Below are 23,068 nucleotides of genomic sequence, written 5' to 3'. Positions count from 1 at the left end.
CGTCATCCTAGGGTCTTCGCGACGGAGCTTCGCTCCTGCTTCGCCTAGGATGACGAAGCTGAGAGGCTTCTTCTAATCTGCTACCGGCTGCTCAAAGCTCAATGAATGGCTTGAAGCCACCGAAGATCATGCGCTTGCCGTCGAACGGCATGTCCGCCCAATCGGCCTTCAAGCGGGGATCTGCCATCACCTTGGCCATGACGGCATCGCGGCTCTCCCGCGACTCATAGACGGCCCAGGCGAAGACGACGATCTCGTCGTCCTTGGCCTGCACGGCACGCGGGAAGGACGTGACCTCGCCATAGGGCACGTCGTCGCCGATGCATTCGACATAGGCGAGCGCGCCATGTTCCCTCCAGACAGGCCCTGCGAGGTTGGCCAGCTTCTTGTAGTCATCGAGTTTTGCCTTGGATACGGCAAGTACGAAACCATCGACATAGGACATTTTGGATCTCCTCCTGGAAGTTCACAGGGCCTCACCGGCGCCGGCCGGTGAGGGGCTCGGGCCATCGTTGGCAGATCAAGCTTTCTTCACCGGCGCGTTCATCGCCCATTCGACGCCGAACGGGTCGCGCATATTGCCCCACTGATCGCCCCAGAACATGACTTGGAGCGGCACGGCGACTTCGCAGCCGGCATCGACGGCGCGCTTCCACCAGGCTTCGATGTCGTCGCTGCCGAGGTGAAGCTGCATGGTGTAACCCTGCGGCTTGACGGCGGGCATTCCGTTTTCCGGATAGAAATCGGAGAGCATGAGGGTCGAGCCATTGATGTGGAGGTGAATGTGCATGGTGCGGCCTTTTTCGTCCGCCGGGTAGGCAAAGACCTGCTCCGCGCCGAAGGCCTTCTTGTAGAATTCGGCAGCCTTGAAGGCGCCATCCAGCTGCAGATAGGGGGTCAATCCGCCGAGCACTTTGGCCGCGGGCTGAACGGGGGTCTGATCAGTCATTTGTTGTTCCTCTTTGCGTTTGGCCTTGCGAGCCATAGGACGGATCGGACGGCGGCGATCCTACATGGCGGCGAAATTTTTTTGGCGGTCGGCCCTTGATTATCCCGGACAGCCGCGGGCTCGAGCGAGAGGCGTGAAACGAACTTGCGTCGGCGGCGCCCAATCAGAGCGCAATTCTCTCGGCTCGCAGGCTAGAACAGATGGATCACGCGAACGCCTCTTCAACCCCGGGACGACAATGATCCTCTACTATCAAACCCACTCACCCTTCGCGCGCAAGGCGCTTGTCTTCGCCCATGAGGTTGGCATTGCCGATCGGCTGGAGGTCATCCATCATGAGACCAGTCCCACCTTGCGCAACGCCGATGTCTACGCCGAAAATCCGCTTGGCAAGGTGCCGGTGCTGTTGCGGCCAAATGCGTCGCCGATCTTCGATTCCGATGTCATTTGCGCCTATCTCGACACACTGCATGACGGCCGCAAGCTGCTGCCGCAGGACGGCGAGGCGCGCTGGCAGGCGTTGCGGCTTCAGTCGGTCGCCCAGGGCCTCGCGCAGACAGGCATCGCTTTGCGCTGGGAGACAGAAAGGAGACCCGAAAAGCTGCGCTATGGTGCTCTCGCCGACGGATACCGGGAAAAGATCGAGGCGAGCTACGACTGGATCGAAAGCGCGCTGACGACGAGGCACCGCTCCATGTCGGCCACATCGCCTTGGCCACCACGCTGTCCTGGATGGCGTTCCGCCACCTGCCGCCTTTTCGCTCGCGGGCACGGCTGACGCACTGGTTCGAGGCTTTCGAAAAACGCGTATCGATGCAGGCGACACCGCTTTCAGGTGATACGCATGACTGACTGGCGCCTCGCGAGGTCAGGGGCGGCGGCCGTTCTGCGCGTCGAAGACGTCCGGAAAGCCGATATCCTTGCGCAGCGAGGCCGGCAGCGAAAGCAGGATGCGCTCGCTGCGGTGACGAGCGCGCGCTGCCGCATACCGGGTTGCGACGCGACCGATGGATGAAAGAACCGACATGATAATTCTCCCTGGGTTGGCGCCGGCATCATCGTGTCGGCATCCCAAGGACGCGACGGGCTGAGGCTATCCGACAGACCGTCGAGATTTTTTATCGCGGCGTCTGATGGTCTGTCCGAATGCTGCCGTGCGGACCTACGCAACCCTGAGCGTAGGGATCGCTGAAACATCAACTTCACGCTCTGCGTGCCAAGCATCGAAAGCCGCTTGCATTCGAAGCCAGATCGCGGCGCCGTCGCCGAACAGCTTCCCGAGGCGAGCGGCCACAGCCGGCGAAACCGGCTTCTTTTCGCGGATGATGTCATAGAGCTGCTGCCGGGAGATCCCGAGCAGATTTGCAATTTCCACCTTGGTCTTTCCAGTTGCCGGGATAATGTCCTCAAGCAGCGCTCCCGGGTGGGAGGGACAACGCTCAATAGGACGCGTCGGCTCGTGCACGGTCATAAGTCGAACTTCTCCAGTCTGGCCGCCTCAGTGATATTGCTCGAAATCGACGCGGGCAGCGTCCTTGCCGTCGAACTCGAATGTGATGCACCACGGACCGTTGACGTGGACCGTGTAGCGGATTGGATCGAAGCCTTTCAGCGGGTGGAAATCGAAGCCGGGAAGGTTCATTTCCTCCGGCTTCTCCGAAGCTTCCAGGCGGTCAAGCCGGACAAGAATGCGCTTGTGCATCTTGGCGTCGATCTTGCCGGTCTTTCCAGTTTGAAAGAGGTCCGACAGCGCCTTGTTCTTGAAGGACTTGATCATCGATATATGTAAACAGATTGCTTACAGAAAACAAGGTCTGTAAGCAAATAATTTACATGCCAGTCGACCTCCGTTGACCTCATCCTGCCGTTTCGGCCACTGAGCGGAAGAACTCCTCGGGGGCCTCGACTTCGGTCAGCTTTCGTTTGTCGATCAGCCAGAAGCGGTTGCCGATGGCGCGGATGAAGGAGCGGTCGTGCGAGGCGAGCACACAGCTTGCCTGATGCGCCAGCAGTTCCGCTTCCAGCGCTTCCTGGCCGTCGATGTCGAGGTGGTTGGTCGGCTCGTCCAGCAGATAGAAGTTGGGATTGGCGAGCCTCAGCGCCAGCATCATCAGACGCGCCTTCTGGCCACCGGACAGCACGCCGATCTTTTTCTCCTGCATCTCGATGACCACGCCAGCACCGGCCAGCAACGACCGTGCGCGCTGCTCGCCGACATCGTAGCGGCGCGAGACCATCGCCAGCGGCGTGTCGTCGCCGCTGATGCCCGACAGCGCCTGATCGCTGTAGCCGAGCACCGTCGACGGCGTCACCTTCACATTCCGCACCGTGTCCGGTTCGACAATGGCATTGCGGATCAGGGTGACGAAGCGCGACTTGCCGACGCCGTTGCGGCCTAGCAGCACGATGCGGTCGCCCTGGCAGATGTGGCGCTTGCCGGTCCGAAACAGCAGCGTGCCATCGGGTGTTTCGACAGCCGCGTCGTCGAGCGTGATCAGCACTTTGGCGTGAGTGTCGCGATTGGCCAGTTTTATGGCACCCGCCGACTTCTCGCGATGCGCCGGGTTCGCCGCTTCCTCCAGTTTTTCGGCCCGCTGGCTGAGTTGCCTGGTCTTGACCGTCAGCAGGTCGCTGCCTGAATTGATGCCGATATTGTTGAGCTTGGCCGCCTGCCGGCGCAATTGCTGCGCCACCTTCATGTCGCGCTGGAACTTGCGCTCGGTCGAGGCGTCGACCTCGTCGAGCGCCCGCCTGGCGCGGGAATAGGGCAAGGCAAACACGGGCGACTGTTCCGGGCGCAGGAACAGCGTCCGGTTGGTGGCGGCGTCGAGAAAGGCGCGGTCGTGGCTGGCAATGATGACCGGCACCTCACGCGGCAATGCGTTGAGCCAGGTTTCCAACTGGCTGATGCGAGCAAGGTCGAGATGGTTGGTCGGCTCGTCGAGCAGCAGCACGTCCGGATCTGTCACCCAGACGCGGGCGATCAGCGCCAGTCTCTGCCAACCGCCGCTCAGCGCCTGCATTGGCCGCTCGGGCATCGGCTCCGGCACGTCGAGTGAATCGAGAACCATGTCGACGCGCCACAGCTCGCTTTCAGCCTGCTCGGGCGGCAAGGCGTCGGCCACGACCTGATGGAAGCTGCGGCTGAGAAGGGCCGGGGCAACGGATTGTTCGACATGACCGGCGCGCAGGCCGCGCGTGCGGGTGATGTCACCGGAGGTCGGCTCCATCTCGCCGGTCAGGCATTTCAGCAAGGTCGACTTGCCGCGGCCATTGGCGGCGACAATGCCGAGCCGGTCGCCGGTGCCGATGGTGAGGTCGAGATTGGAAAACAGCGGCGCACTCATGGTGACGCCGAGGGATTTGAGGCTGATCAGGGCCATTTTGATTTCTCTGGTCTTGCCGGAGGAAAGTCCGGCTCAATGCACTTTGACGGTGCGCAGCTGGCCATCAGGCTCGGCGTTGCAACACCACGAAGGGCAGACCAAAAAATCGAAGCGGGAAAAACCCGTCCCTGGTCAGCCCTGCAAGCAAGCTCGCAGGGCAGAAATCGGGCCACGCTGACGATGGTGACGATGAAACGTAAACACGTGAGCCCTCCTTTCAAGACAAGACGTTGAGTGTGCGCAGCGATTACACCAAGGGCGGGGCGGATGGCAAGTAGATGCTCTGCGGGCAGGCCTTAATCTCGCGGGCGGATTACCCAGTCACCCTTAGTTCGCTGGATTTCCTGCGGTGTCAGGAAGTGAAACTCCATCAGGATCGGTTCTTCCGGTCCCTTGAAGAAATGAAGCTCGGCGTGGGGGAGCACGAGCCGGCGGACAGTTTCAGATACGCTTTCCACCTTATATTCCTCGGCTTGCAGTCCTAGACCTGCGAGGAGCGTCCTGGCGGCCGAAATCGTCATTGCCGGGCCAAAGCCATCGAGATCGATTTGGCTGTTGCCGCTCCATTTCAAAGGCAAAGGCTTGGGGACATCAGGCATGTGCCAAAGTTTGATGCTGATGCGATGGACGCGTGCTCGATTGCGCCTGGTCAAAATGTCGATTTCCAGATCGCCATAACCTAGAAGAAAGCCGCACGGCTGATCCTGATAGACATATAGCCATTTAGGAAAGCCAAGATGTTTCTGGACCCGACCGAGATCAGCTCCGGCCCGCAAAGGCGTGTCCTTGCTGCCTAAGATTAGGGGGAGGATATGGAGTTTGCCTCGCTGTCGCATCGATCAAACCTTGGTTGGCTGGATATCCCGTCGCGGGAGCATATTCCGCCTGCCCTGACCATTGTGCTACCAAGCTGATTGGGCCCAGCGGATTAATTGAGCTTCACAGGTCAATGGGCCGGATCAGACAGGTCTCAAGTAACCGCCGCTTAGTCCATATTCTTTGTTGAGATCGAGTAGGAAATGCCCGAACACCGCGCTTGTGCCGAGATCGATGACGATCACGAGAAGGGCGTTGAACCTGCCGGTGCCAATCAAAACTTGATCGAACCGATTTTGGGCATCTCGGTAAACATAATGGACGTCGTTCAAATAGGGCACGCCGACTTCGTCCAGATTTAACGCGTCGACATAGGGCCATATGTCTACGACAGCATTCGCCGTCGCGGTGATATTCGTCATCAGCTCGGCAAAGCAAGCCTTGAACTCTTCTTCATCAAGTCTGCGAACGACGACCATCACCTATTCTAAGCGGCGGCATCTGAAATCCGCAACCAATCGCAGACTCGAAGCTGCAGCTCCTACTTCCCCGGCCGTCCCGTCTTGCCCGGCCGGCGTTTTTCACGGCGGGCGTCGCCTAGGTCTTCGTAAGAACCGATGCCGGCGCGCTGACGAACAACCGGTTTGGCGGAATCGTCGCGTTCCTTCGCGCGCCCCTCTGCCCTGCCGGGCATCTCCCCCACTTGGGGGGAGATTGGCTGGGGCTTGGCAGGCACTTTTCCCTCGACCGGCTTTTCCGTGCGCCGCACGGTCATCTCATCGAGCGAGTTCTTCTTGAACAGTGGCTTGGTGACGTCGCCGGGAATGCCGAAATCGGAGCCATGCGCCTCTTCGGCCGACTGTTTCTTGAACAGCGAGCGTGACACCGCGCCGGCCGGCGTCGGCATGTCGGTGCCCGGGCCCATATCGTCGATCGAGGGTTTCGAAAACAGCGGCTTCTTCACCGGTACGGCGCCGTCGGCGCCCATCTCGTCGAGATCAGGCTTGCGGAAGAGGTTGGGCCGGGCAGCCTTGGCCGCCTCTTCTGCGGCACGCGCCGCGTCGAGCTTGCGGAAACGCTCCTGTTCCTCTGCTGTCCGATGTTTGGCCACGCCCTTGTTGTGCTTGCCCTTTTCGCGGCCTGAGGCAGGACTTTCCATATCGGCGTATTTGGCCAGTGGGTCTTCGGAGATGGACAATTCTATCTCTCGCAGACGCTTGATCTCGTCGCGGATGCGAGCCGCCTTTTCGAAGTCGAGATTGGCTGCGGCATCGCGCATCTGCTTTTCCATCGCGTCGAGATGGGCCTTGAGGTTGTTGCCCATCATGGCGCCGGCACTGTCGGTGAACTGCGAGATGTCGGCGCGGACGTGGTCCTTCTCGTAGACCGAATCCAGGATGTCGGAGATGCGCGATTTGACCGATTCCGGGGTGATGCCGTTGGCCTCGTTCCACTCCACCTGCTTTTCGCGGCGGCGGTTGGTTTCGGCCATCGCCCGTTCCATCGAGCCGGTCACCTGGTCGGCATAGAGGATGACCTTGCCGTCGACGTTTCTGGCGGCGCGGCCGATGGTCTGGATCAGCGAGGTTTCCGAGCGCAGGAAACCTTCCTTGTCGGCGTCGAGAATGGCGACGAAGCCGCATTCGGGAATGTCGAGGCCTTCGCGCAGCAGGTTGATGCCGACCAGCACGTCGAAGGCGCCGAGGCGCAGATCGCGCAGGATCTCGATGCGTTCCAGCGTGTCGATGTCCGAGTGCATGTAGCGCACGCGGATGCCTTGCTCATGCAGATATTCGGTCAAATCCTCGGCCATGCGCTTGGTCAGCACCGTCACCAGCGTGCGGTAGCCGGCCTTGGTGGTGTCACGGATTTCGCCGACGACATCGTCGACCTGGGTCTTGGCCGGGCGAACCTCGACCGGCGGATCGATCAGGCCGGTCGGGCGGATGACCTGCTCGGCGAAGACGCCGCCGGCCTGCTCCATCTCCCAGCCGCCAGGGGTCGCCGAGACGGCGACCGAAAGCGGACGCATGGCATCCCATTCCTCGAAGCGCAGCGGCCGGTTGTCCATGCAGGACGGCAGACGGAAGCCGTATTCGGCCAGTGTCGCCTTGCGGCGAAAGTCGCCGCGATACATGCCGCCGATCTGCGGCACGGTGACATGGCTTTCATCGATGAAGACCAGCGCGTTGTCGGGAATGTACTCGAACAGCGTCGGCGGCGGATCACCCGGCTGGCGGCCGGTGAGATAGCGCGAATAGTTCTCGATGCCGGCGCAGGAGCCGGTGGCTTCCAGCATCTCGAGGTCGAAGCGGCAGCGCTGTTCCAGCCGCTGCGCCTCAAGCAGGCGGCCGGCCCGCTCGAGTTCGACCAGCCGGTGCTTGAGCTCTTCCTTGATCGACTTGATCGCCTGGTTCAGCGTCGGGCGCGGCGTCACATAGTGCGAATTGGCGTAGATCTTGACGCTTTTCAGCTCGCCGGTCTTCTGGCCGGTCAGCGGGTCGAACTCGGTGATCTGCTCGATCTCGTCGCCGAACATCGAGATGCGCCAGGCGCGGTCTTCCAGGTGGGCCGGGAAGATCTCGATCGTGTCGCCGCGCACCCGGAACGAGCCGCGAACGAAATTGATGTCCTGGCGCTTGTACTGCTGGGCGACGAGATCGGCGAGCAGCGCGCGCTGGTCGAGCCGGTCGCCGATCTGCATCTGGAAGGTCATCGCCGTATAGGTTTCGACCGAGCCGATACCGTAGATGCAGGACACCGAGGCGACGATGATGACGTCGTCGCGCTCGAGCAGCGAACGCGTCGCCGAATGGCGCATGCGGTCGATCTGCTCGTTGATCGAGGATTCCTTCTCGATGAAGGTGTCGGTGCGCGGGACGTAGGCTTCCGGCTGGTAATAGTCGTAGTAGGAGACGAAATACTCGACGGCGTTTTCCGGGAAGAATTTCTTGAACTCGGAATAGAGCTGCGCCGCCAGCGTCTTGTTCGGCGCCAGGATCAAGGCAGGGCGCTGCGTCTCCTCGATCACCTTGGCCATGGTGAAGGTTTTTCCGGAGCCGGTGACGCCGAGCAGCACCTGGGTCCGGTCGTTGTTGTCGACGCCTTCGACCAGATCCTTGATCGCGGTCGGCTGATCGCCGGCCGGCTCGAAATCCGAAACCATCTTGATGGCAATGCCACCTTCGGATTTTTCCGGGCGGGCGGGGCGATGCGGCGTCCACAGCACACCGTCCTTGTGCAGCGGATTGCCGGATTCGATCAACGCCGACAGTGCCGCCACCGTCGCGGTGACGCTGCCCGAAGCCATGGTCTCGGCGTCTTCCAGCGAAATGTCGAGACCCGCGACCGGGTTGAGGCCCGCTGCCGTGCGCTCCCTGGCTGACGCCGCGCCACCCATCGAGGTGCCGCGCGAACTGCGTCCGGGCGAGCTTGAGCGCTCGGGTATCTTCTTCGACGGCTTCGGCGATTTGCCGCCGTCGCCCTTGCCGGCAAGACGTCCTTCCTTTTCGGCTTCCTCCTCGATCTGCTCGGCCCAGTCCGCGATCGAACCGGTCAGCGGCGTGCCAGAGAGCTCCGGCTGCGGCATCTCGGCGAAGCCGCCTCTGTGCAGCGGTTCCGAAGCGTCCAGGAAATCGGTCAGCGGGCTGCGCCGCTTCGGCGCGGCGCGGTCGTCATTCGCCGTCGGCGGCGTTTTCTGATCGGGAGATTTGGCCATGTCCCGAATATGGGATTTCCTGGCCAAAATGGAAAGAGCGCGGTGGGGAGAGGCGTGCCGGACAGCGCTGCTCCTGACAGCAGGCTGTCAGGAGCAGGCGGGAAGGTACGCCCGAAAGCCTCTTATCGCTACACGCCCCTGGCGGCTGATGCGACCTGCGTCGCCGACCCGTTCAGGCGCGGCACCACGACGAGGCGTTTGATCTTGCCCTTCTTGAAGGCGGCGAGGAAACGCGCATAATCCTTGAAGGCGACGCAGCCGCTCGACTGGGCGTAGCGGCCCCGAAGCAGATACGTATGGGCCAGAAACCCGTCGCGATTGTATTTGTTGCGGCCATCGACCGGCGTCAGGCGCAAGGCCTCCACACCATGAAAGCGCGACTCGCGCAGCGACAGATTATAGGTGTTGGGCGGTGTCGGCCCGCGGTTCTTCTGGTTGGCATAGCGCGGCTGGTCCGTCATGGCGCCGATGCCAGAATGCGCCTCGAGCTTCGAGCCGTCAGGCATGTAGACGGTGCCGGCGCTGATATCGTAGACGGCGACGCCATTTCCGGCTCCGCTTCTGGATCCCGGCGAGTTGAACAGGTTCCTGAACGCCTTGCCAAGGCCGCCCGAAGGCGTGTCGGGCTTGGCATAGGCCAAAACGTCACCGCCGTCGGCCGGCCGGCCTTGCCGCGTCGGTTTTGCCGGCTGAGCCTGCTGGACCGTCTCGCGTGCCGGCTTCGGCTGCTGGACGGGCTTGGGCTGCTGAACAGATTTGGGCTGCTGGACGGACTTAGGCTCTTGCTGGACGATTTTGGGCTGCGGCGCGTCAAATTGCGGGCGGCGGGTCGGCAACGGCACGTCGTCGGTCAGCGCGTCCGGCAGCGAGGCGGCATCGCCGGGTTGGTCCTGCTGGGTTTCGACGGGTGACACCGCGACATCGGCTGACGATTCCTCGATCGGCAGCGGTGAGGCAAACGCCTCGGCGTCGACCGGCAGCGACTGCACGAGGGCAAGCGCCAACTGCGAATTGTCCGGCGTATCGGATTGGGCAAAGCCCATCGGCTGCGGTGCGGTCTGCACGACCACCGAACCAGTATCCAGCCGGGCGAAACGTTCGGCTGCCGGAACTGGCATGTTATCGGACAGGCTGGCCGTCACCTGGACGGACGGCACCAGCGACGCCTCGGCAATTCGCGGTGCGACGGTGGAGATCACCGGGCGGGTGTTGGCACTGGGGACAGGCTTTCCGGCGTCGGCAAAGGCAGCGGCCAGCTTCATCGGCGAAAGCGACGCTTCCATGCGTTCAAAGCGCTCCTGCGCCTTCGACTTCACGGCGGCGGGCGTCGGCTTTGCCTGCGCCACAAGGCGTTCGGATTTTTCCGCCTGCGAGCTTACCCTGGCCAGCTTGAAACAGCTGGCGCCGCACTGCACTGAATGATCATGCAGGGCCTGAGTGCCGCCATTGGCATTGGCCAGCACGAAGGGGGCTTTCAAGAAGTGCTGTTTCAGCGGATCGGTAAGTGCGAGCGATCCCGGCATGGACAGCGTCTGGGGCAGGCCAACCGAAGTCGCCGACAGCGAGGCGCCGACGGAACTGAGGCCGGCCATGGTGCCGATCAACCAAAGGCCGATGGCAGTGCTGACGCAAGGCAGCGCGACCCAGCGGGCCACCCGGCCAGCGTTGAAGGAAGAGGAACGCGGAGCATCGACGAACTCGCCGCCCTCATGCTGTCCCCGGTTCTTTTTGTGTGTACTCAACAACGCCATGCAACCAATCTCGCTTCAATCGGTTTCCCCGTACGTGGCCTTGAGAGCCGCGACGACCATTCTGTGAGTGATCCCAGGTGGTCCCCGACGCGTTTGCCGCGTCTGTAGTTGGTTGCCGATTGCTTCAAAATATGGACAAAGTTGGTTAATCAATTCCTCTCAAAACCAACGACGAGATGTGGATTTGGGCCAAATTTGGCTTCGTCCACGGCCAGGAAAGTGGTGTTGTCGCCCTTCCGACCTGGTTTTGCTGCCTGTTTTTGGCGGCCGAGTCAAGCAAAACAGCCGCTGCTAATTTTTGCGAAGCGCCTTCGCGCGGCATCTGCAGTGAGGTGACTGCCAGCAGACATCGCCTGGGAAAGGCGCCTGCTTCCAGTAAAAATGTTGGCGGTCTTGCCAAGATTTCCCCTGCGGAAGGGCCTGAAGCAGCCCGTCCTCAGTTGAACCAGAGCGCAAACGTCAAAAACCCGCCGCCGCCGAACTGGCGCTGGATCTGGTCGAAATCGTCGCTGGTCACGAGTTCGCCGCTTTCGAGGTAGGGCGCGATGGCCGGGCCGGTGATCGACAGCACCAGATCGAAGTTTTTCGGGTCATCGAAGAAGCGCTTCATGTTGATGCCTAGGCCTGTGCCGGCGGTGACGCGGAAATGCGGCAGCAGCTTGCGGCCTTCCAGGAGATCCTCGGCCATGGTCAGGGCGGCGAGCCAGGCCTGAACCTGCTCCTCGCCGACTTCGAGGCCGGTGAGTGGGTTCTCGCCCTTCTGCTGCGGTCCAGGCAGCCATTCGCGGTCATTGTCGGTCTCGGCACGGATCGCCTTCCAGTCCTCACGCGACAGCCGGATCATTTCCAGCAAATGGCGGCGCGCCGCTTGCCGGCGCTCCGGTTCGACCACCGGCCAGTTGACGAGATGCACCATCGAGATGAAATCGGCGATGCGCCATTCCGACGAGAAGATGCTCGAGCCCATGTCGCCGGCCGGCGGCACCAGAATATCCTGCAACGGCAATTTGGCGCGCGGGAACAGCATGTGGAACGAGCCGTCGAAGGTGCTCCTGAAATCATGCGCAAGCCAGAAATCGGCCTGCGCCATCAGGAACTCGGCATAGCCCTGCAGCCAGTATCCGTCGGCGCGGTCGAAACGGAAGGTGAGCGTGGGAACGGCGTCGTCCGATGTAATGCCGCCGCGTGACAACCCGGCAATGATCGCCGCCATGCTCTCGTCCGGCGCGATGGTGCCGTCCTCGTTGAGGTCGATGCCCGGACGGGTGAGATCGATGACCATGCCGATATCGGCATCGGGCGGCACCGACGCAAACGTTGCCGCGGATTTCTCCAGCCGGTCGCGGAAGCCGACCAGGATGGCGCGGAACTGCTCGTAAGTCAGCGGCTCGGGATTGGGATTATCGGGCACCGGCAACCGCATCAGCGGCAGCATGAAGGATTGCGGGCTTTCGAAACCATGACGGTGCAGGCCGGTAGCCAGGATCTCCAGTGCGGTGAAGAACTCGCCCGCCCCGGCCGCATAGGCGGACGCCGGGTCTTTTGGCGCGGCGGTCTCCAGCATAGACAGGGCAGCGTCGCGCGCGGCCACGCTCTTCGCCTCGAACAGTCGGGTGGCCGCTTCGGGCATTGCCGCCGACGCGGAAGACAGCGGCAGGAGCAAAATGAAAGCGGATGTCAGCAGGCCTGCCAGTCGTGTCATCTTTTCCCCCCAATATTTGTCGCGCCGCGCAAATATACACCATTTGCAACGCTGCGCTTCAACCCGCCGCGAGGACGGTTTACACAGGGCAAACAATTGGGCATCGCGTGTCGAACTATCCGCTTTCCTACAAGCTGTCCTGGCTGCCGCGTTTCCTCAAGCCATCGCTGGCCGGCGACGCGCAAGACTTTGCGCCCATGGCGGAAACGCTGATAGATTCAGCGCCAAGGCGGACAATGCGGCTGGCGTTCGTCGGCGACATCTCGGCGGTGGCCAATCGCGGTGCGCCGGACTGCGATCCGGCGATCAAGGCACTGCTTGGCGGCGCCGATCTGGTGATCGGCAATTGCGAAAGCCCTGTGGTGGATAGACCAAGCGCGGCGCTGGGCACAAGGCTCGGCACGCATCATGCGATGAGCGAGTTGTTTCTGGCCGAGGCCTTGGCGGCGGTTGGTATTGCGCGAGAAAGGCTCGTGCTGTCGCTGGCCAACAACCATGTGCTCGATCAGGGCGTCGCCGGTTTCGACGAGACGGTCGCGGCGTTGCTGCGGCTCGGCATCCGCACGATCGGCCTGGCCGCCGACGGTCCGGTTGTGCCGGTGCAGGTTGGATCGGTTGATATCGGCTTCGCAGCCTTCACGCTGTGGCGCAACGCCGATGAGAACCTGTTCTCCGGGCGGGTGTCGATGGACAGCGATCAGGCTGGCTGGCCGCGCGATGGTTTCGACCTACTCTGCGCCGTGCCGCATTGGGACTGGGAGTTCCGGCATTTTCCCCGCGACGAGACGCGAGTTCTGGCCAGGCGGCTGGCCGGGCAGGGCGTCGGACTGATCGCCGGCCATCACGCCCATGTCGTGCAGCCGGTGGAAAGGATCCACAAGACGGTGGTCGCTTATGGGCTCGGCGATTTCCTCGGCACCGCCTTCGCCCGCCAGCCATGGCCCGGTCGCATCGGTTCTATCCTCATTGTCGAAGTCAGTGCCGATGCCGGTACGCGCGGCACGATCGCATCTTACCAAATGCATCCCTTCATGCGCCTGCGCGCCGGCGACCGTGAGCGGCTGGTGGTGGTGGAGGCATTGGAGGGCCGAGTGCGTGACAAGGTCGAGGGGCGACTGAAAGCGGTCTTTCCTTAGTGCTGCAAGTGACGAGACGTTGCCTATGGGGTCCATGGCTGGCGCATGCATTGTCTTTTGCGGCGCTGGTCGACCCCCACTCCGTCTCGGCTTCGCCGAGCCACCTCTCCCCCGATCGACGGGGTAGAGGAAAGGCGCCAAGCTTTTGCCGTCAGCGCTCGTCCAGCAACGCTCCTTTCCTTTCCCTCCGGAGGGGGGAAGGTGGCGCTGCGAAGCAGCGACGGATTGGGGGAACCACGTGGTAATCAGGCGCGGACATTTGTTGAAGAGGCACTGCAGTCGATACATCGAACAAAACCAGCTATCATGAATTTGTCGAGGCTTGCGGGGGTAGCGGTGGAAACAGCGGATTTCATGCCGAGCGAAACGGTCATCGCCGGCATCCGGAAAGACATCGAGGCCTATGAAGCGGCGAGGGCTTCGGCGGTCCGGCAGGTGCGCTGGCGGGTGCCGGTGTTCGTGGGGCTGGTGCTGGTGGCCGTGGTGCTGGTCGCGTGGCTGTTCAACAAGGTCGCCGACCCCAACGAGCAATGGGTCTCGACGCCGCATGTATTTCTCTATGTGATCGGCTTCGCGGCTTCGATCCTGCTCTATTTCCAGGCCAGGAAACCGGCGACGCGGCTGCAGCAATCGTTCCGCGAGACGCTGCTGCCGATCATCTTCGGCTTCATCGCCGACATGCGCTACCAGCATGGCGTGACGCCGAATTCCTTCGACCGGTTGCCGCGCACGGCGGTTGGTCCGTTCAACCGCCAGGCGTTCGACGACATCGTCGCGGGCCGCTACGAAGGGTTTCCGTTCGAACTCTACGAGGCGCATCTGCGGGAAGGGTCGGGCAAGGGCTCGTCGACCGCTTTCCAGGGCGTCATCGTCGCCTTCGAGACCATCGCGCCGTTCCCCGGCATATTGGTGGCGACGCGCCGGACCAACGCGGTCATCAGCTTCTTTCGCGGCATATTCGCCAGCAAGCTGCAGGAGCTGTCCAGTGGCGATGCTTTGCTCGATGCCGCCTACGAGTTCCGCACCGACAATCTCGGAGCGGCACAGCCACTGGTGAGCGGCCGGCTGGCGCAGGCGCTGAAATGGCTTGGCGAAACCTGGCCCGACGATCCGGCCCGTGTCGCGCTCAATGGCAGCGATGGGTTCCTGCTGCTGCCGCAGACGAAGAACTTCTTCGAACTGCCGGATATTTCGGTGCCGCTCGACTACAGCAGGCATGTCGCGCCGATGATATCGGACATGGGCGCGATGCTGGCGACGGCGGCGCTGGTGCGAAAGATCGGCGGGAGGGACGAGGCAAGCTAGTCCGGCCGAGCATACGATCAACAATCGTAACCGGAGTTGTCACGCATATAGTCCGCTTCATCCTTTGACATTCTCTTGAACATCACACAGACGGTGAAGCTGCCGACTTGCCGCCCGTCGCGTCTGTATCCCCAGTCGGAAACATCGTCCCTGGTGAATTCTATATTCTGGCCGAGGACGACATTGCGCACTGCCTCCGGCTGGTTTGCCAATATGCCGACGAAGCCGGTTTCCGTGCGGCGGAACGGGATGACCCAGAAGTGCTCGCGGACATTCCCATCGCGCACCTCGACCTTCAATTTGAACCTGTCCGTGCCCGAGGGCGGTGCTTCGGCCAGGGCCAGGAACTCATCCAAGCTGGCATGCGCCTTCGCAGTCGCTACCGCCATCTCGGGATCGTCCCTGGCAAACATAACCGTTTTGTCGTCGCCCGAATCCGCGCCTTGTGCGCCGGCCGATCCCGGAGCAAGCGCGAGCATCAGGGATATCATGGCCCGGACTGCAAGCTTCATGGAAGGCCCCCCTTCATCGTAACGACGCACCATCCTGCATCCGTTCCCGATTTGCAACCGGAGCGCGAGTTCTGATCCGCTTTGGAGTGGCGGTTTTGAACTGATCCATGAAACAAAATGTGTACCGAAGACCGGTCGGCAGTCTGTTTCGTGATGCCGCCCGAGACGGATTGCGGCGGCCGCGCCGTGATCGAAACCGCCCGCCACATCTAGGCTAAACGACTCTTTTCGTGGACAGAAGTGCGCCATTGGGGGAGCCGAAGCGGCCTGAAATAATCTTGGCCGCAGACAATATGTCGGAATTAAGCCTATGATATTGTTTGCGAAAATTCACCCAACGTGATTTGCGGAGGGAGCGCTTTCCGTTCCAGTTTCAAGCCGTCCGGTGCTGTCGTTTCCCAAGGCGGCGGTCCGGAAAGTGAAACAGCACGGAGTGCTTACCAATGAAGAAGACCCTCGCAACCACCGCCGCTCTGCTCGCCTTCCTCGGCACCGCCTATGCCGCGACCGTTCAGGGCACCATCCAGGCCGTCGACCCGACGACCAAGTCGATCACCCTCGACGACGGCAAGATCTACCAGCTGTCGCCGGAGGCGACGATCGGGAAACTGAAGGTCGGCGCCAAGGTGGCTGTGACTGTCGATGACAAGACCGGCATCGTGACGTCGATCAAGAAGGCCTCGTAAGGCGAGAACATCGTGCGTCGGCAGACCTGCTGACCGGATTTTACAAGCCCTGTTCCACTCATGGCCGGTCCCTCCGGGGATCGGCCATTTTCATCCGTCGGCTCTCGATGCCGGGCGACCTGGATAAGGTCTTCCGGCTGGACCCCAGGGCCGGCCGGCGGAATGCTGTCCGGCGGCATCGCTATGGTTTTTGCCAAAAAGCCGCGCTATCCCTTGGCCAACGGGGGATATCATGGCCGACGAACAAAAAGGGTTTCGCCTGTCGCGGCGGTTGCTGCTGGGTGCGGCTGTCGTCGGCGGCGCGGTGCTGTGGGGCGGCAACACGGTGGCGCGGCTGGCGCGCGCGCCTTCGGGGCCGAAGAACGCAGGACGGATAGCCGATATAGACGGCTTCGCGCTGCCTCTGAAGCCGCTGGACAATGCGCCGGCCTTCGACGCGTCGCTGCCCTGGTCGGCAAAAGGCGGCGACATCAACGATGCCAGCGGCCTGTCGATGACGCCGGTTTACGGCGTCGTCGAGATCAGCGAGGACGAGCACATCGGCAATGCGCTGGCCTTCGCGCGTGCCAATGGCCTGAAAGTCTCACTGGCCGCCATCCGCCATTCGATGGGCGGGCATGCCTTCGACGACAACGCGCTGGTGCTCGACCTCAGAAAGTTCAACAAAGTCACCGTCGATGCGGCGGCCAAGACCATGACCTTGCAGCCGGGCGCGCGCTGGCACGACATCCAGAACCTTCTGCATCCGCGCTTAGCGGTGAAGGCGATGCAGTCGACCGACATCTTCTCGGTCGGCGGCTCACTGTCGGTCAATGCGCACGGAATGGACCACCAGGCAGGCTCGGTGGCGGGCTCGATCCGCTCGATGCGAGTGATGCTGGCTGACGGCTCGGTGACCACCTGCTCGCCGACCGAGAACACCGATCTGTTCCGGCACGTCGTGGGCGGCTACGGCCTGTTCGGCGTGGTGCTGGAGGCGACGCTCGATGTCGTCGACAACGTCGTCTACCGGACCTCGCGCGAAATCATCAGATCGGACGATTTTCCGAAATTCTTCGCCGAGGTGCTGGAGCCGAACAAGGAGATCGGCCTGTTCTACGGTCATCTGTCGACGGCGCCCGGCAATTTCCTCGAGGACATGATCGTCTACCGTTATGACAAGGTGGCGGAGCAGCCGCCGGCGGATCAGCCTGAGATCGGCGAGCCGGGTTCAGTCGGGTTGAAGCGGGTGATCATCAACCTGGCGAAATGGGGCAGCCTGTTCCAGGAGTTGAAGTGGTTCACCGAAAAGACCCTGGAGCCGAAATTCGAAAGCTGCACGGTGGCGCGCACCTCAGCCATGGCCGAGGGCGAGGCTTGTCTCGTCACCCGCAACAACCCGATGCACGATTCGGTGCCCTATCTCTTCAACGATCGGATGGAGGAAACCGACATCCTGCACGAATATTTTATTCCACGTGCCGCCTATGTCGAATTCATCGCGGAAGCGCGCGAGATCCTGCGCAACCAGACGCTGCCGGTGCTCAATGCTTCGGTGCGCATCGTCCACAAGGAGGATGTGGCGCTGACCTACGCGCCGGAGCCGGCCTATTCGCTGGTGCTCTACATCAACCAGCCGACCGATGCCGACGGCAATGCCAGGATGCGGGCGCTGACGCGGGCGCTGATCGACGTGACGATCAAGCATGGCGGGCGCTTCTTCCTGCCTTACCAGCTGCATTACACGGCCAGGGAATTGCTGGCCTCCTATCCCGAACTGCCGGCCTTCCTGGCGGCGAAGCGGCAGTATGACCCGACGGAACTGTTTTCCTCGACCTTCTACCGTGCCATCAAGGCGCTGAGCGGGGTGGCGTAGACTTTAGGAGACTTCATGCGCAAGGTATCAGCCGCGGCACTCATCCTCATCGCGCTGTGCGCTGGCCCTGCCGGAGCCGAGGATCTCAAGGCCTTCAAGCTGACCATCGATGGTGTGACGGTCGATATCGATCCCGGCGAGAGCGCAGACGTGACCCTGCCTGGCGGCAAGCGGAGCAAGGTGACGCTCGAGCGCAACGACTTCGCCACCTTTTCCGGCAGCGTCTTCTCCTTCGTTCACCCCAGCAACATTTCGGTGACCAAGACCGACATCGGCGATGATATCACGCAGTATCTGATGGCGTCGGCTCTCGGCACGATCGTCGTGGTGCAGGAATATGGCGCGATGAATCCGGTGTCGCTCAACCAGCTGATGCTGCAGGAGATGACCAAGGAATCGGTGCAGGCCGGCGCCACGCTGACGCAGGAGCCGACCACGCGCAAACTCGCCGACGGCAAGGAATTGACCGGCATCCACGCCGAGGTGAAGACACGCACCGACACCGCCGATTTCGAGATCGTCGGCGTCGGTCTTGCCGATCGGGGGCTGCTGTTCATCACCCGCATTGCCGGTGAGGATGCAGCGACCGAAAAGCCGCTGGTCGACAAGTTCTGGCAGAGCCTGAAAGTCAAGTTGCAGCGGGACTAGGGTCGTGTCCCGGTTTGAATTTCGGTTGGGATCCACACTTTTGCGTAACGGCGGCTCAAGTTATTCTAACGATCCGGATGTGGAGATCCTGCAGCATGGCGAAGCTCATTTTCAGAATGAACCAGTCCCTCGACGGTTACGTCGACCACCAGAAGATGCCGTCAGGCCCGACAATCTTTCGTCACTGGATGGAGCAAGTGCGCAATTTGAGCGGCAGTGTTTACGGTCGCGGCATGTACGAGGTCATGCGCTATTGGGACGAAGACCATCCTGAGTGGAGCGCGGAGGCGCACGAATTCGCGGCGGCGTGGCGGAACCAACCGAAATGGGTTGTGTCGCGCTCGCTGAAGTCGGTCGGCCCCAACGCCACACTTGTCGCGGACGACGTCGAGGCGGTGATAGGTGGGCTTAAGGCTGAGCTCGTCGGGGAGATTTCAGTTTCCGGACCGGACCTGGCACGAAGCCTGACCGACCTTGGTCTTATCGATGCGTACCAACTCTATTTCCACCCGTTCGTGCTTGGTCAGGGCAAGCCATTCTTCGCCGGCCCCCGGCCACCGCTTCGCTTCGTGGCCAGCGATCTGATAGGCGACGACGTGATCAGGTTGACCTATGTGCCTGCCTGATCACGCGGTCGTCAAACGCCGGCGGGCCTAAAGCCCTTTCGGCATCAATCCGGCCAGCCAGTTCACGGAGCGTTTCGCGGCGTCGGCGGTTGCCGAGGCGGCGCGGCCGAGATCGGTCTTGACCACGGCGTAGCCGTTCTTGGTGCGATAGAGCACACCGGTTCCGCCATCGACCACCTGTTCATAGGCGACGGGCCGGGCGGCATCGGCTTCCATGGCCGTCGTCGGCGAACCGACCGAGACGCTTGGCCGGTGGCTCAATTCAGGCGGCAATGGGCTTTCGGTCCTGACAACCCGGCTGGCGGGCTTCAGTTCCGGGCGCGATGCGGTCGCGGCCAGTTGCGAGGAGGACGACGAACCCTTCGTGCGGCAGATGCCGGAGACGAGCGGATAATTGAAATTGCGCTCGTGTAGCATCTGGCTCTTCATCGCCGCTTCGCACTCGGCGACGGTCGACCATTTGGCCGGCGTCTCGCCGATATATTCGCAAAGCTTGGCGTCGCAGTCGCAGCCGACAATGGTCATGGCGACAAGGGCGGTCTTGATCACGGTCTTGTCCCTTCGAGATGCCCCCGGCAGCCCATTCATTTCTTCCCATTCCTTCGCGCGCGAACAAGGCGGGATTTGGCCGCGATTGTGGAATGGGCGTGGCGGAGCGCAGGAAATGCATGATCCTGGCCGGGCGTGGCCGAAAGGCCTCAGTAGTCGTAGACGTGTTCAAGCCTGGCGCCGGCCTTGATCAGCGCCGGCAGCACGAGATGCAGCTTGCGCACGGCGACGATCATACCGGTGCGGCGCATCGCCGGGTCGGCCGGCAGCGGATAGCTGAACAGGATGCGCATGCCTTCGGGGATGGCGATCGTATCGGTGGAGAGCACGGTGACCATGATCTCGTCATTGCCGCCGATCTCGACGAAGGAGACGCCCTTGTCGATCAGGCGCGGGATCATTTCGGTGAAGACCTGATAGCGCCTGGTGACGAAGATGGTGCCGTCAGCGCCCATGTCGCGTTCGAGCAAGGTGTCGGGCTCGTTGCGGGTGGCTTCGCCGACGGGTCCCTTGGCCCAGACATGGATGTCGAGCAAGGCGGGGTCCATCGTGGCGGCGAGGGCCTTTTTGATCAGGTCGGCATAGCCCTGCTTGATGGTGTCGGCGAGGCCGAACGCCAGCTTGCGTTCGCTGGTCCGGATCGAGCTGTCGCCCGGCGCCGGCTGCACGGCAAACAGGCCGGCGCGCTTGTCGGCATAGGGGAACTGATACCAGGGCACCTGGTCGAGAAACCCTGCATAGTCCGCCGCCACCTTGGCCTGATAGATGTCGGCGGCGGTGCGCTTTGCCGTCGTCGCCTCGGTGATGCGGCCGACCGTGTTCTCATAGGCCCACTGCAATATATGCTCGATCGAGTGGCTGGTGCCGATGATGACCAGCATCTGGTGGTTGGCGTAGTTGAACTTGTAGGGAGAACTGGCGCGGATGACCATGGCGTAGTCCTGCCAGAAGCGGCCGACATAGGACCAGTAGGGGAAGCCGCTCGGCTGGTCCTTGTCGACGAAGCCGGCATATTCGCGCGCGGCGTAGACGATCGCCCATTCCGGATAGGTGAGGAAGGTCGATTCCTCCGGCCGCTGGTAGCCTGGGATCTCGGCGCGAACCTTGTCGGCCAGCGCCTTGGGCGGCGCGCCATCGGCAATTCCGGGCAGCGGCGTCTTGTCGAGCGACGGCGTCGTCAGGAAGCCGTAGCTCAGCCCGGCGATCGGGATGAGCATGACAAGGACGATCAGCCAGAGGATCGTCTTGATGATGCGCTTCAGCCAGCGGAACAGGAACATGGCCAGTCAGGCCGTGGCGAAGTGTTCGTGTATGCGCCTGGCCAGCCGGAAGCCGACATAGACGGCGAAGCCACCAATGACGAGGTGCGGCAGGTTGGCGAAGAAGCGGGCCGGGAATTCGATATCGTTGAGGGAGCGGAAGCCGTTGATGAAGATACCGGCATCGAGGCAGCCGGAACCGGTGATCAGCCCGAGCACGCCGTCGAACAGGTAGACCGAACCGAACAGCTTGAAATAGAACACCGCCTGGCGGTGCGAGATGAAGGCGGCGGCCAGAGCCCAGACGCCGGAGAAGGCGTGCAGCAGGTCGTCATACCATTGCAGCGAGAACAGGCCGAACAGATTGCCGTCGGCGTCGTTGAACGCCGGTATGTAGCCGATGGCGACGACGCCGAAGAACAGGAAGGCATAGGCGACGGCAAGCTTCTGGATGAGCGTCATGAAGTGTCCCCCTCGAAGAGTCCGCCTGAAAACAGACTCTGACGCTGGGATACTAACTGATTTTGGCGCGCGGTGAAGCGGCGCCCGCGAGATCGCCGGCGAAGGATATCGAGGGGCAAAAAGGCAGTCGGCGCCGGGATTTCTCCCAGCGCCTCCCTGTCAGATCAGGACACGGTCGCGGCAGCAACTTCCGTAAAGTCGTCGCGCCTTGCCGGCCTTGATTTTGACGGTCCTGCCAGTCCGCCACCCGAGAGCAGCGTCCGTTCGGGACCACGCCGGTCTCCACCCTTGCGGGCTTTGCCCTGCGCACCATCGAAGGTTTTTGCCGTCCTTCATGGCAGCATCGGTCCGCCGTAGGCGTTGGCACGCTTTCCGCGGCCCCGTAGGTCTCGGCTCCGTCCCTCGAAACAGGCAAGCCTGCTCTCGCTTCGGGCCGTACGGGCCTCAGGAAATCCGCCTTTCACTTCGCCTTTCGGCTTGATGATCGGTAGCCGCCTGAGATGGGTTTAACGTACGCCGGGTAAGGGTCCTGGGGAATGGCCGGAGGCCTGTGGATAACGGGATTATCGGGGATCAAGCTGGGACAGCGAAATTTTCCTGTCCGCCACGATGGGCGTCATCGGCGGACATTCGGCCTTGCCCTGCCGCCCGGTGCGGTCTTCAATGCCGGCAAAGGATTCGAGGCGCCGAGCGCCTCGAATCCTTGCGGGAGGATTGCTTGAAAGTTGGAGTGGTTCTCAACCCGATTGCCGGTGGGGGCCGGCTGAAACGGCATTGGCCTGATGTCGCCGTGTCGCTGAAAAAGCATTTCGGCGAATTCGAACTGCGCGAGACGCAAGCGGAAGGCGACGCCGAAAGGCTGGCAATCGATCTCGCGATGATTGGCTTCGACCTGGTGATCGCGGCCGGCGGCGACGGCACCGCCAGCGAAGTGGCCGACGGGCTGCTGCAAGCGGCCAGGGAAAGCGGCCGGACCACCGAGCTTGGGCTCTTGCCATGCGGCACCGGCATCGATTTCGCGCGTGGGCTAGGTCTGCCGAAAAAGGTCGATGCCGTGCTGAAGCGGATCGCCGAAGCCAAGCCCCGCAAGGTCGATGCCGGACGCATCTGCTACGTCGACGATCACGGCGCGCTGGCCAGCCGGCATTTCATCAACATCGCCAGCCTGGGGCTTTCCGGCGCCACTGACCGCGCCGTCAATGCCGACAAGCGCAAGGGCAGGATGTCGGCCAAGGCGCTGTTCCTGTGGCGCACCGTGGTCGAGTTCATCCGCTACCGCTTCCAGGAGGTCAGCATAACGGTCGACGACGGCGTCCCCGTCGAAGCGCGCATGGCGCTGGTGGCGGTGGCAAACGGAAAGTTCTTCGGCGGCGGCATGATGATCGCGCCGGATGCGGAACTGACCGACGGGCAGTTCGACATCGTCATCCTGCGCGCGGCCGGCAAGCTGAAGCTGATCTGGGACATCCGGCTGCTCTATGGCGGCCGGCATCGCAATCATCCTGCGATCACCATCCTGCGCGGCAGGAAAGTGGTGGTCGAACCGCTCGGCGATTTAGAGAAGAACGGCGCGCTGGTCGACATAGACGGCGAGTCGCCGGGACGCATACCCGCGACCTTCGAGATCCTGCCCGGTGCATTGACGCTCAGATACTGAATCAAGCCGTTGACAGATTGATTCAGATGGATCCGCCGATCCAGCCAACGC

The 23,068-nt window shown here is 62.2% G+C and carries 22 protein-coding genes and 1 pseudogene; 8 read left to right on the top strand and 15 right to left on the bottom strand.

Going from position 1 to position 23,068, the window contains the following annotated elements; translation table 11 throughout:
- Positions 1–91 precede the first annotated feature (91 nt).
- Positions 92–445, bottom strand: a complete 354-nt coding sequence (locus tag AC0L24_RS04930) for a DUF1428 domain-containing protein (RefSeq protein WP_128363673.1) — start codon at positions 443–445, stop codon at positions 92–94.
- Positions 446–520: 75 nt separating this feature from the next.
- Positions 521–949 carry a VOC family protein gene (locus tag AC0L24_RS04925; RefSeq protein WP_127268665.1) on the bottom strand — a complete coding sequence of 143 codons (429 nt, stop codon included), beginning with the start codon at positions 947–949 and terminating at the stop codon, positions 521–523.
- Positions 950–1,187: 238 nt separating this feature from the next.
- Here AC0L24_RS04925 and AC0L24_RS04920 point away from each other — a divergent pair.
- Positions 1,188–1,801, top strand: a pseudogene (locus AC0L24_RS04920) (glutathione S-transferase family protein).
- Between the two features lie 16 nt (positions 1,802–1,817).
- Here AC0L24_RS04920 and AC0L24_RS04915 read toward each other — a convergent pair.
- The 9 genes from AC0L24_RS04915 to AC0L24_RS04875 form a co-directional block, all read right to left on the bottom strand.
- Positions 1,818–1,976 (bottom strand): hypothetical protein, encoded by a 159-nt coding sequence (locus tag AC0L24_RS04915; RefSeq protein WP_127268662.1) that lies wholly within the window; start codon positions 1,974–1,976, stop codon positions 1,818–1,820.
- 135 nt (positions 1,977–2,111) lie between these two features.
- Positions 2,112–2,420 carry a HigA family addiction module antitoxin gene (locus tag AC0L24_RS04910; protein WP_127268663.1) on the bottom strand — a complete coding sequence of 103 codons (309 nt, stop codon included), beginning with the start codon at positions 2,418–2,420 and terminating at the stop codon, positions 2,112–2,114.
- Positions 2,421–2,447: 27 nt separating this feature from the next.
- Positions 2,448–2,726 (bottom strand): type II toxin-antitoxin system RelE/ParE family toxin, encoded by a 279-nt coding sequence (locus AC0L24_RS04905; protein ID WP_023809788.1) that lies wholly within the window; start codon positions 2,724–2,726, stop codon positions 2,448–2,450.
- A gap of 79 nt (positions 2,727–2,805) precedes the next feature.
- The gene (locus AC0L24_RS04900; protein WP_473563507.1) at positions 2,806–4,332 is read right to left on the bottom strand and encodes an ABC-F family ATP-binding cassette domain-containing protein; all 1,527 of its coding nucleotides are present in this window, start codon (positions 4,330–4,332) and stop codon (positions 2,806–2,808) included.
- 299 nt (positions 4,333–4,631) lie between these two features.
- Positions 4,632–5,111 (bottom strand): hypothetical protein, encoded by a 480-nt coding sequence (locus AC0L24_RS04895; protein WP_164919876.1) that lies wholly within the window; start codon positions 5,109–5,111, stop codon positions 4,632–4,634.
- Between the two features lie 183 nt (positions 5,112–5,294).
- Complete coding sequence (locus AC0L24_RS04890; RefSeq protein ID WP_127809545.1) at positions 5,295–5,630, bottom strand: hypothetical protein; 336 nt, start codon at positions 5,628–5,630, stop codon at positions 5,295–5,297.
- Between the two features lie 62 nt (positions 5,631–5,692).
- Positions 5,693–8,869 (bottom strand): excinuclease ABC subunit UvrB, encoded by a 3,177-nt coding sequence (gene uvrB / locus AC0L24_RS04885; RefSeq protein WP_127809546.1) that lies wholly within the window; start codon positions 8,867–8,869, stop codon positions 5,693–5,695.
- Positions 8,870–8,997: 128 nt separating this feature from the next.
- A complete protein-coding gene (locus tag AC0L24_RS04880; protein ID WP_127809547.1) occupies positions 8,998–10,620 on the bottom strand; it encodes a DUF2778 domain-containing protein in 1,623 nt (540 codons plus the stop codon).
- A 436-nt stretch (positions 10,621–11,056) separates the two neighbouring features.
- The gene (locus AC0L24_RS04875) at positions 11,057–12,322 is read right to left on the bottom strand and encodes a hypothetical protein (RefSeq protein WP_127809548.1); all 1,266 of its coding nucleotides are present in this window, start codon (positions 12,320–12,322) and stop codon (positions 11,057–11,059) included.
- Positions 12,323–12,429: 107 nt separating this feature from the next.
- On the opposite strand from AC0L24_RS04875, the gene AC0L24_RS04870 reads away from it, so the two are divergent.
- Positions 12,430–13,458 (top strand): CapA family protein, encoded by a 1,029-nt coding sequence (locus tag AC0L24_RS04870; RefSeq protein WP_127809549.1) that lies wholly within the window; start codon positions 12,430–12,432, stop codon positions 13,456–13,458.
- Positions 13,459–13,812: 354 nt separating this feature from the next.
- Positions 13,813–14,763 (top strand): hypothetical protein, encoded by a 951-nt coding sequence (locus AC0L24_RS04865; RefSeq protein ID WP_245466242.1) that lies wholly within the window; start codon positions 13,813–13,815, stop codon positions 14,761–14,763.
- Positions 14,764–14,780: 17 nt separating this feature from the next.
- On the opposite strand, the gene AC0L24_RS04860 is transcribed toward AC0L24_RS04865, so the two are convergent.
- Positions 14,781–15,275 carry a YegJ family protein gene (locus tag AC0L24_RS04860; RefSeq protein WP_027039359.1) on the bottom strand — a complete coding sequence of 165 codons (495 nt, stop codon included), beginning with the start codon at positions 15,273–15,275 and terminating at the stop codon, positions 14,781–14,783.
- 443 nt (positions 15,276–15,718) lie between these two features.
- On the opposite strand from AC0L24_RS04860, the gene AC0L24_RS04855 reads away from it, so the two are divergent.
- The 4 genes from AC0L24_RS04855 to AC0L24_RS04840 all read left to right on the top strand — a co-directional run bounded on the left by AC0L24_RS04855 (position 15,719) and on the right by AC0L24_RS04840 (position 19,090).
- A complete protein-coding gene (locus tag AC0L24_RS04855) occupies positions 15,719–15,961 on the top strand; it encodes a DUF1344 domain-containing protein (protein WP_013530037.1) in 243 nt (80 codons plus the stop codon).
- A gap of 232 nt (positions 15,962–16,193) precedes the next feature.
- Entirely contained in the window at positions 16,194–17,816 is a 1,623-nt protein-coding gene (locus tag AC0L24_RS04850; RefSeq protein WP_473563505.1) for an FAD-binding oxidoreductase, read from the top strand.
- A 15-nt stretch (positions 17,817–17,831) separates the two neighbouring features.
- Complete coding sequence (locus AC0L24_RS04845) at positions 17,832–18,464, top strand: hypothetical protein (RefSeq protein ID WP_127809551.1); 633 nt, start codon at positions 17,832–17,834, stop codon at positions 18,462–18,464.
- Between the two features lie 95 nt (positions 18,465–18,559).
- Complete coding sequence (locus tag AC0L24_RS04840) at positions 18,560–19,090, top strand: dihydrofolate reductase family protein (protein WP_127809552.1); 531 nt, start codon at positions 18,560–18,562, stop codon at positions 19,088–19,090.
- 27 nt (positions 19,091–19,117) lie between these two features.
- Here AC0L24_RS04840 and AC0L24_RS04835 read toward each other — a convergent pair whose 3' ends face one another.
- The 3 genes from AC0L24_RS04835 to AC0L24_RS04825 all read right to left on the bottom strand — a co-directional run bounded on the left by AC0L24_RS04835 (position 19,118) and on the right by AC0L24_RS04825 (position 21,360).
- Positions 19,118–19,639, bottom strand: coding sequence for a hypothetical protein (locus tag AC0L24_RS04835; RefSeq protein ID WP_013530041.1), 522 nt, complete (start codon positions 19,637–19,639; stop codon positions 19,118–19,120).
- A gap of 149 nt (positions 19,640–19,788) precedes the next feature.
- On the bottom strand, positions 19,789–20,919 hold the full coding sequence (locus AC0L24_RS04830) for a hypothetical protein (RefSeq protein ID WP_127809553.1): 1,131 nt from the start codon (positions 20,917–20,919) through the stop codon (positions 19,789–19,791).
- A gap of 6 nt (positions 20,920–20,925) precedes the next feature.
- Positions 20,926–21,360 (bottom strand): DUF4383 domain-containing protein, encoded by a 435-nt coding sequence (locus AC0L24_RS04825; protein WP_127268292.1) that lies wholly within the window; start codon positions 21,358–21,360, stop codon positions 20,926–20,928.
- Positions 21,361–22,078: 718 nt separating this feature from the next.
- Between AC0L24_RS04825 and AC0L24_RS04820 the strand changes: the two genes are divergently transcribed.
- A complete protein-coding gene (locus AC0L24_RS04820) occupies positions 22,079–23,017 on the top strand; it encodes a diacylglycerol/lipid kinase family protein (protein WP_473563503.1) in 939 nt (312 codons plus the stop codon).
- Positions 23,018–23,068 lie beyond the last annotated feature (51 nt).

This window comes from Mesorhizobium sp. WSM4809 (genome assembly GCF_055811655.1).
Note: the sequence above shows the minus strand (reverse complement) of the source record. Positions and strands in the feature narration are given on the sequence as shown.

Bases quoted from the DNA above. Each gene is read 5' to 3' on its own strand.
- AC0L24_RS04890 (WP_127809545.1), bottom strand. From the start codon at position 5,630: ATGGTCGTCGTTCGCAGACTTGATGAAGAAGAGTTCAAGGCTTGCTTT.
- AC0L24_RS04830 (WP_127809553.1), bottom strand. From the start codon at position 20,919: ATGTTCCTGTTCCGCTGGCTGAAGCGCATCATCAAGACGATCCTCTGG.
- AC0L24_RS04905 (WP_023809788.1), bottom strand. From the start codon at position 2,726: ATGATCAAGTCCTTCAAGAACAAGGCGCTGTCGGACCTCTTTCAAACT.
- AC0L24_RS04915 (WP_127268662.1), bottom strand. From the start codon at position 1,976: ATGTCGGTTCTTTCATCCATCGGTCGCGTCGCAACCCGGTATGCGGCA.
- AC0L24_RS04860 (WP_027039359.1), bottom strand. From the start codon at position 15,275: ATGAAGCTTGCAGTCCGGGCCATGATATCCCTGATGCTCGCGCTTGCT.
- AC0L24_RS04900 (WP_473563507.1), bottom strand. From the start codon at position 4,332: ATGGCCCTGATCAGCCTCAAATCCCTCGGCGTCACCATGAGTGCGCCG.
- AC0L24_RS04825 (WP_127268292.1), bottom strand. From the start codon at position 21,360: ATGACGCTCATCCAGAAGCTTGCCGTCGCCTATGCCTTCCTGTTCTTC.
- AC0L24_RS04880 (WP_127809547.1), bottom strand. From the start codon at position 10,620: ATGGCGTTGTTGAGTACACACAAAAAGAACCGGGGACAGCATGAGGGC.
- AC0L24_RS04930 (WP_128363673.1), bottom strand. From the start codon at position 445: ATGTCCTATGTCGATGGTTTCGTACTTGCCGTATCCAAGGCAAAACTC.
- uvrB (WP_127809546.1), bottom strand. From the start codon at position 8,869: ATGGCCAAATCTCCCGATCAGAAAACGCCGCCGACGGCGAATGACGAC.
- AC0L24_RS04840 (WP_127809552.1), top strand. From the start codon at position 18,560: ATGGCGAAGCTCATTTTCAGAATGAACCAGTCCCTCGACGGTTACGTC.
- AC0L24_RS04910 (WP_127268663.1), bottom strand. From the start codon at position 2,420: ATGACCGTGCACGAGCCGACGCGTCCTATTGAGCGTTGTCCCTCCCAC.
- AC0L24_RS04865 (WP_245466242.1), top strand. From the start codon at position 13,813: ATGCCGAGCGAAACGGTCATCGCCGGCATCCGGAAAGACATCGAGGCC.
- AC0L24_RS04855 (WP_013530037.1), top strand. From the start codon at position 15,719: ATGAAGAAGACCCTCGCAACCACCGCCGCTCTGCTCGCCTTCCTCGGC.
- AC0L24_RS04845 (WP_127809551.1), top strand. From the start codon at position 17,832: ATGCGCAAGGTATCAGCCGCGGCACTCATCCTCATCGCGCTGTGCGCT.
- AC0L24_RS04875 (WP_127809548.1), bottom strand. From the start codon at position 12,322: ATGACACGACTGGCAGGCCTGCTGACATCCGCTTTCATTTTGCTCCTG.
- AC0L24_RS04925 (WP_127268665.1), bottom strand. From the start codon at position 949: ATGACTGATCAGACCCCCGTTCAGCCCGCGGCCAAAGTGCTCGGCGGA.
- AC0L24_RS04850 (WP_473563505.1), top strand. From the start codon at position 16,194: ATGGCCGACGAACAAAAAGGGTTTCGCCTGTCGCGGCGGTTGCTGCTG.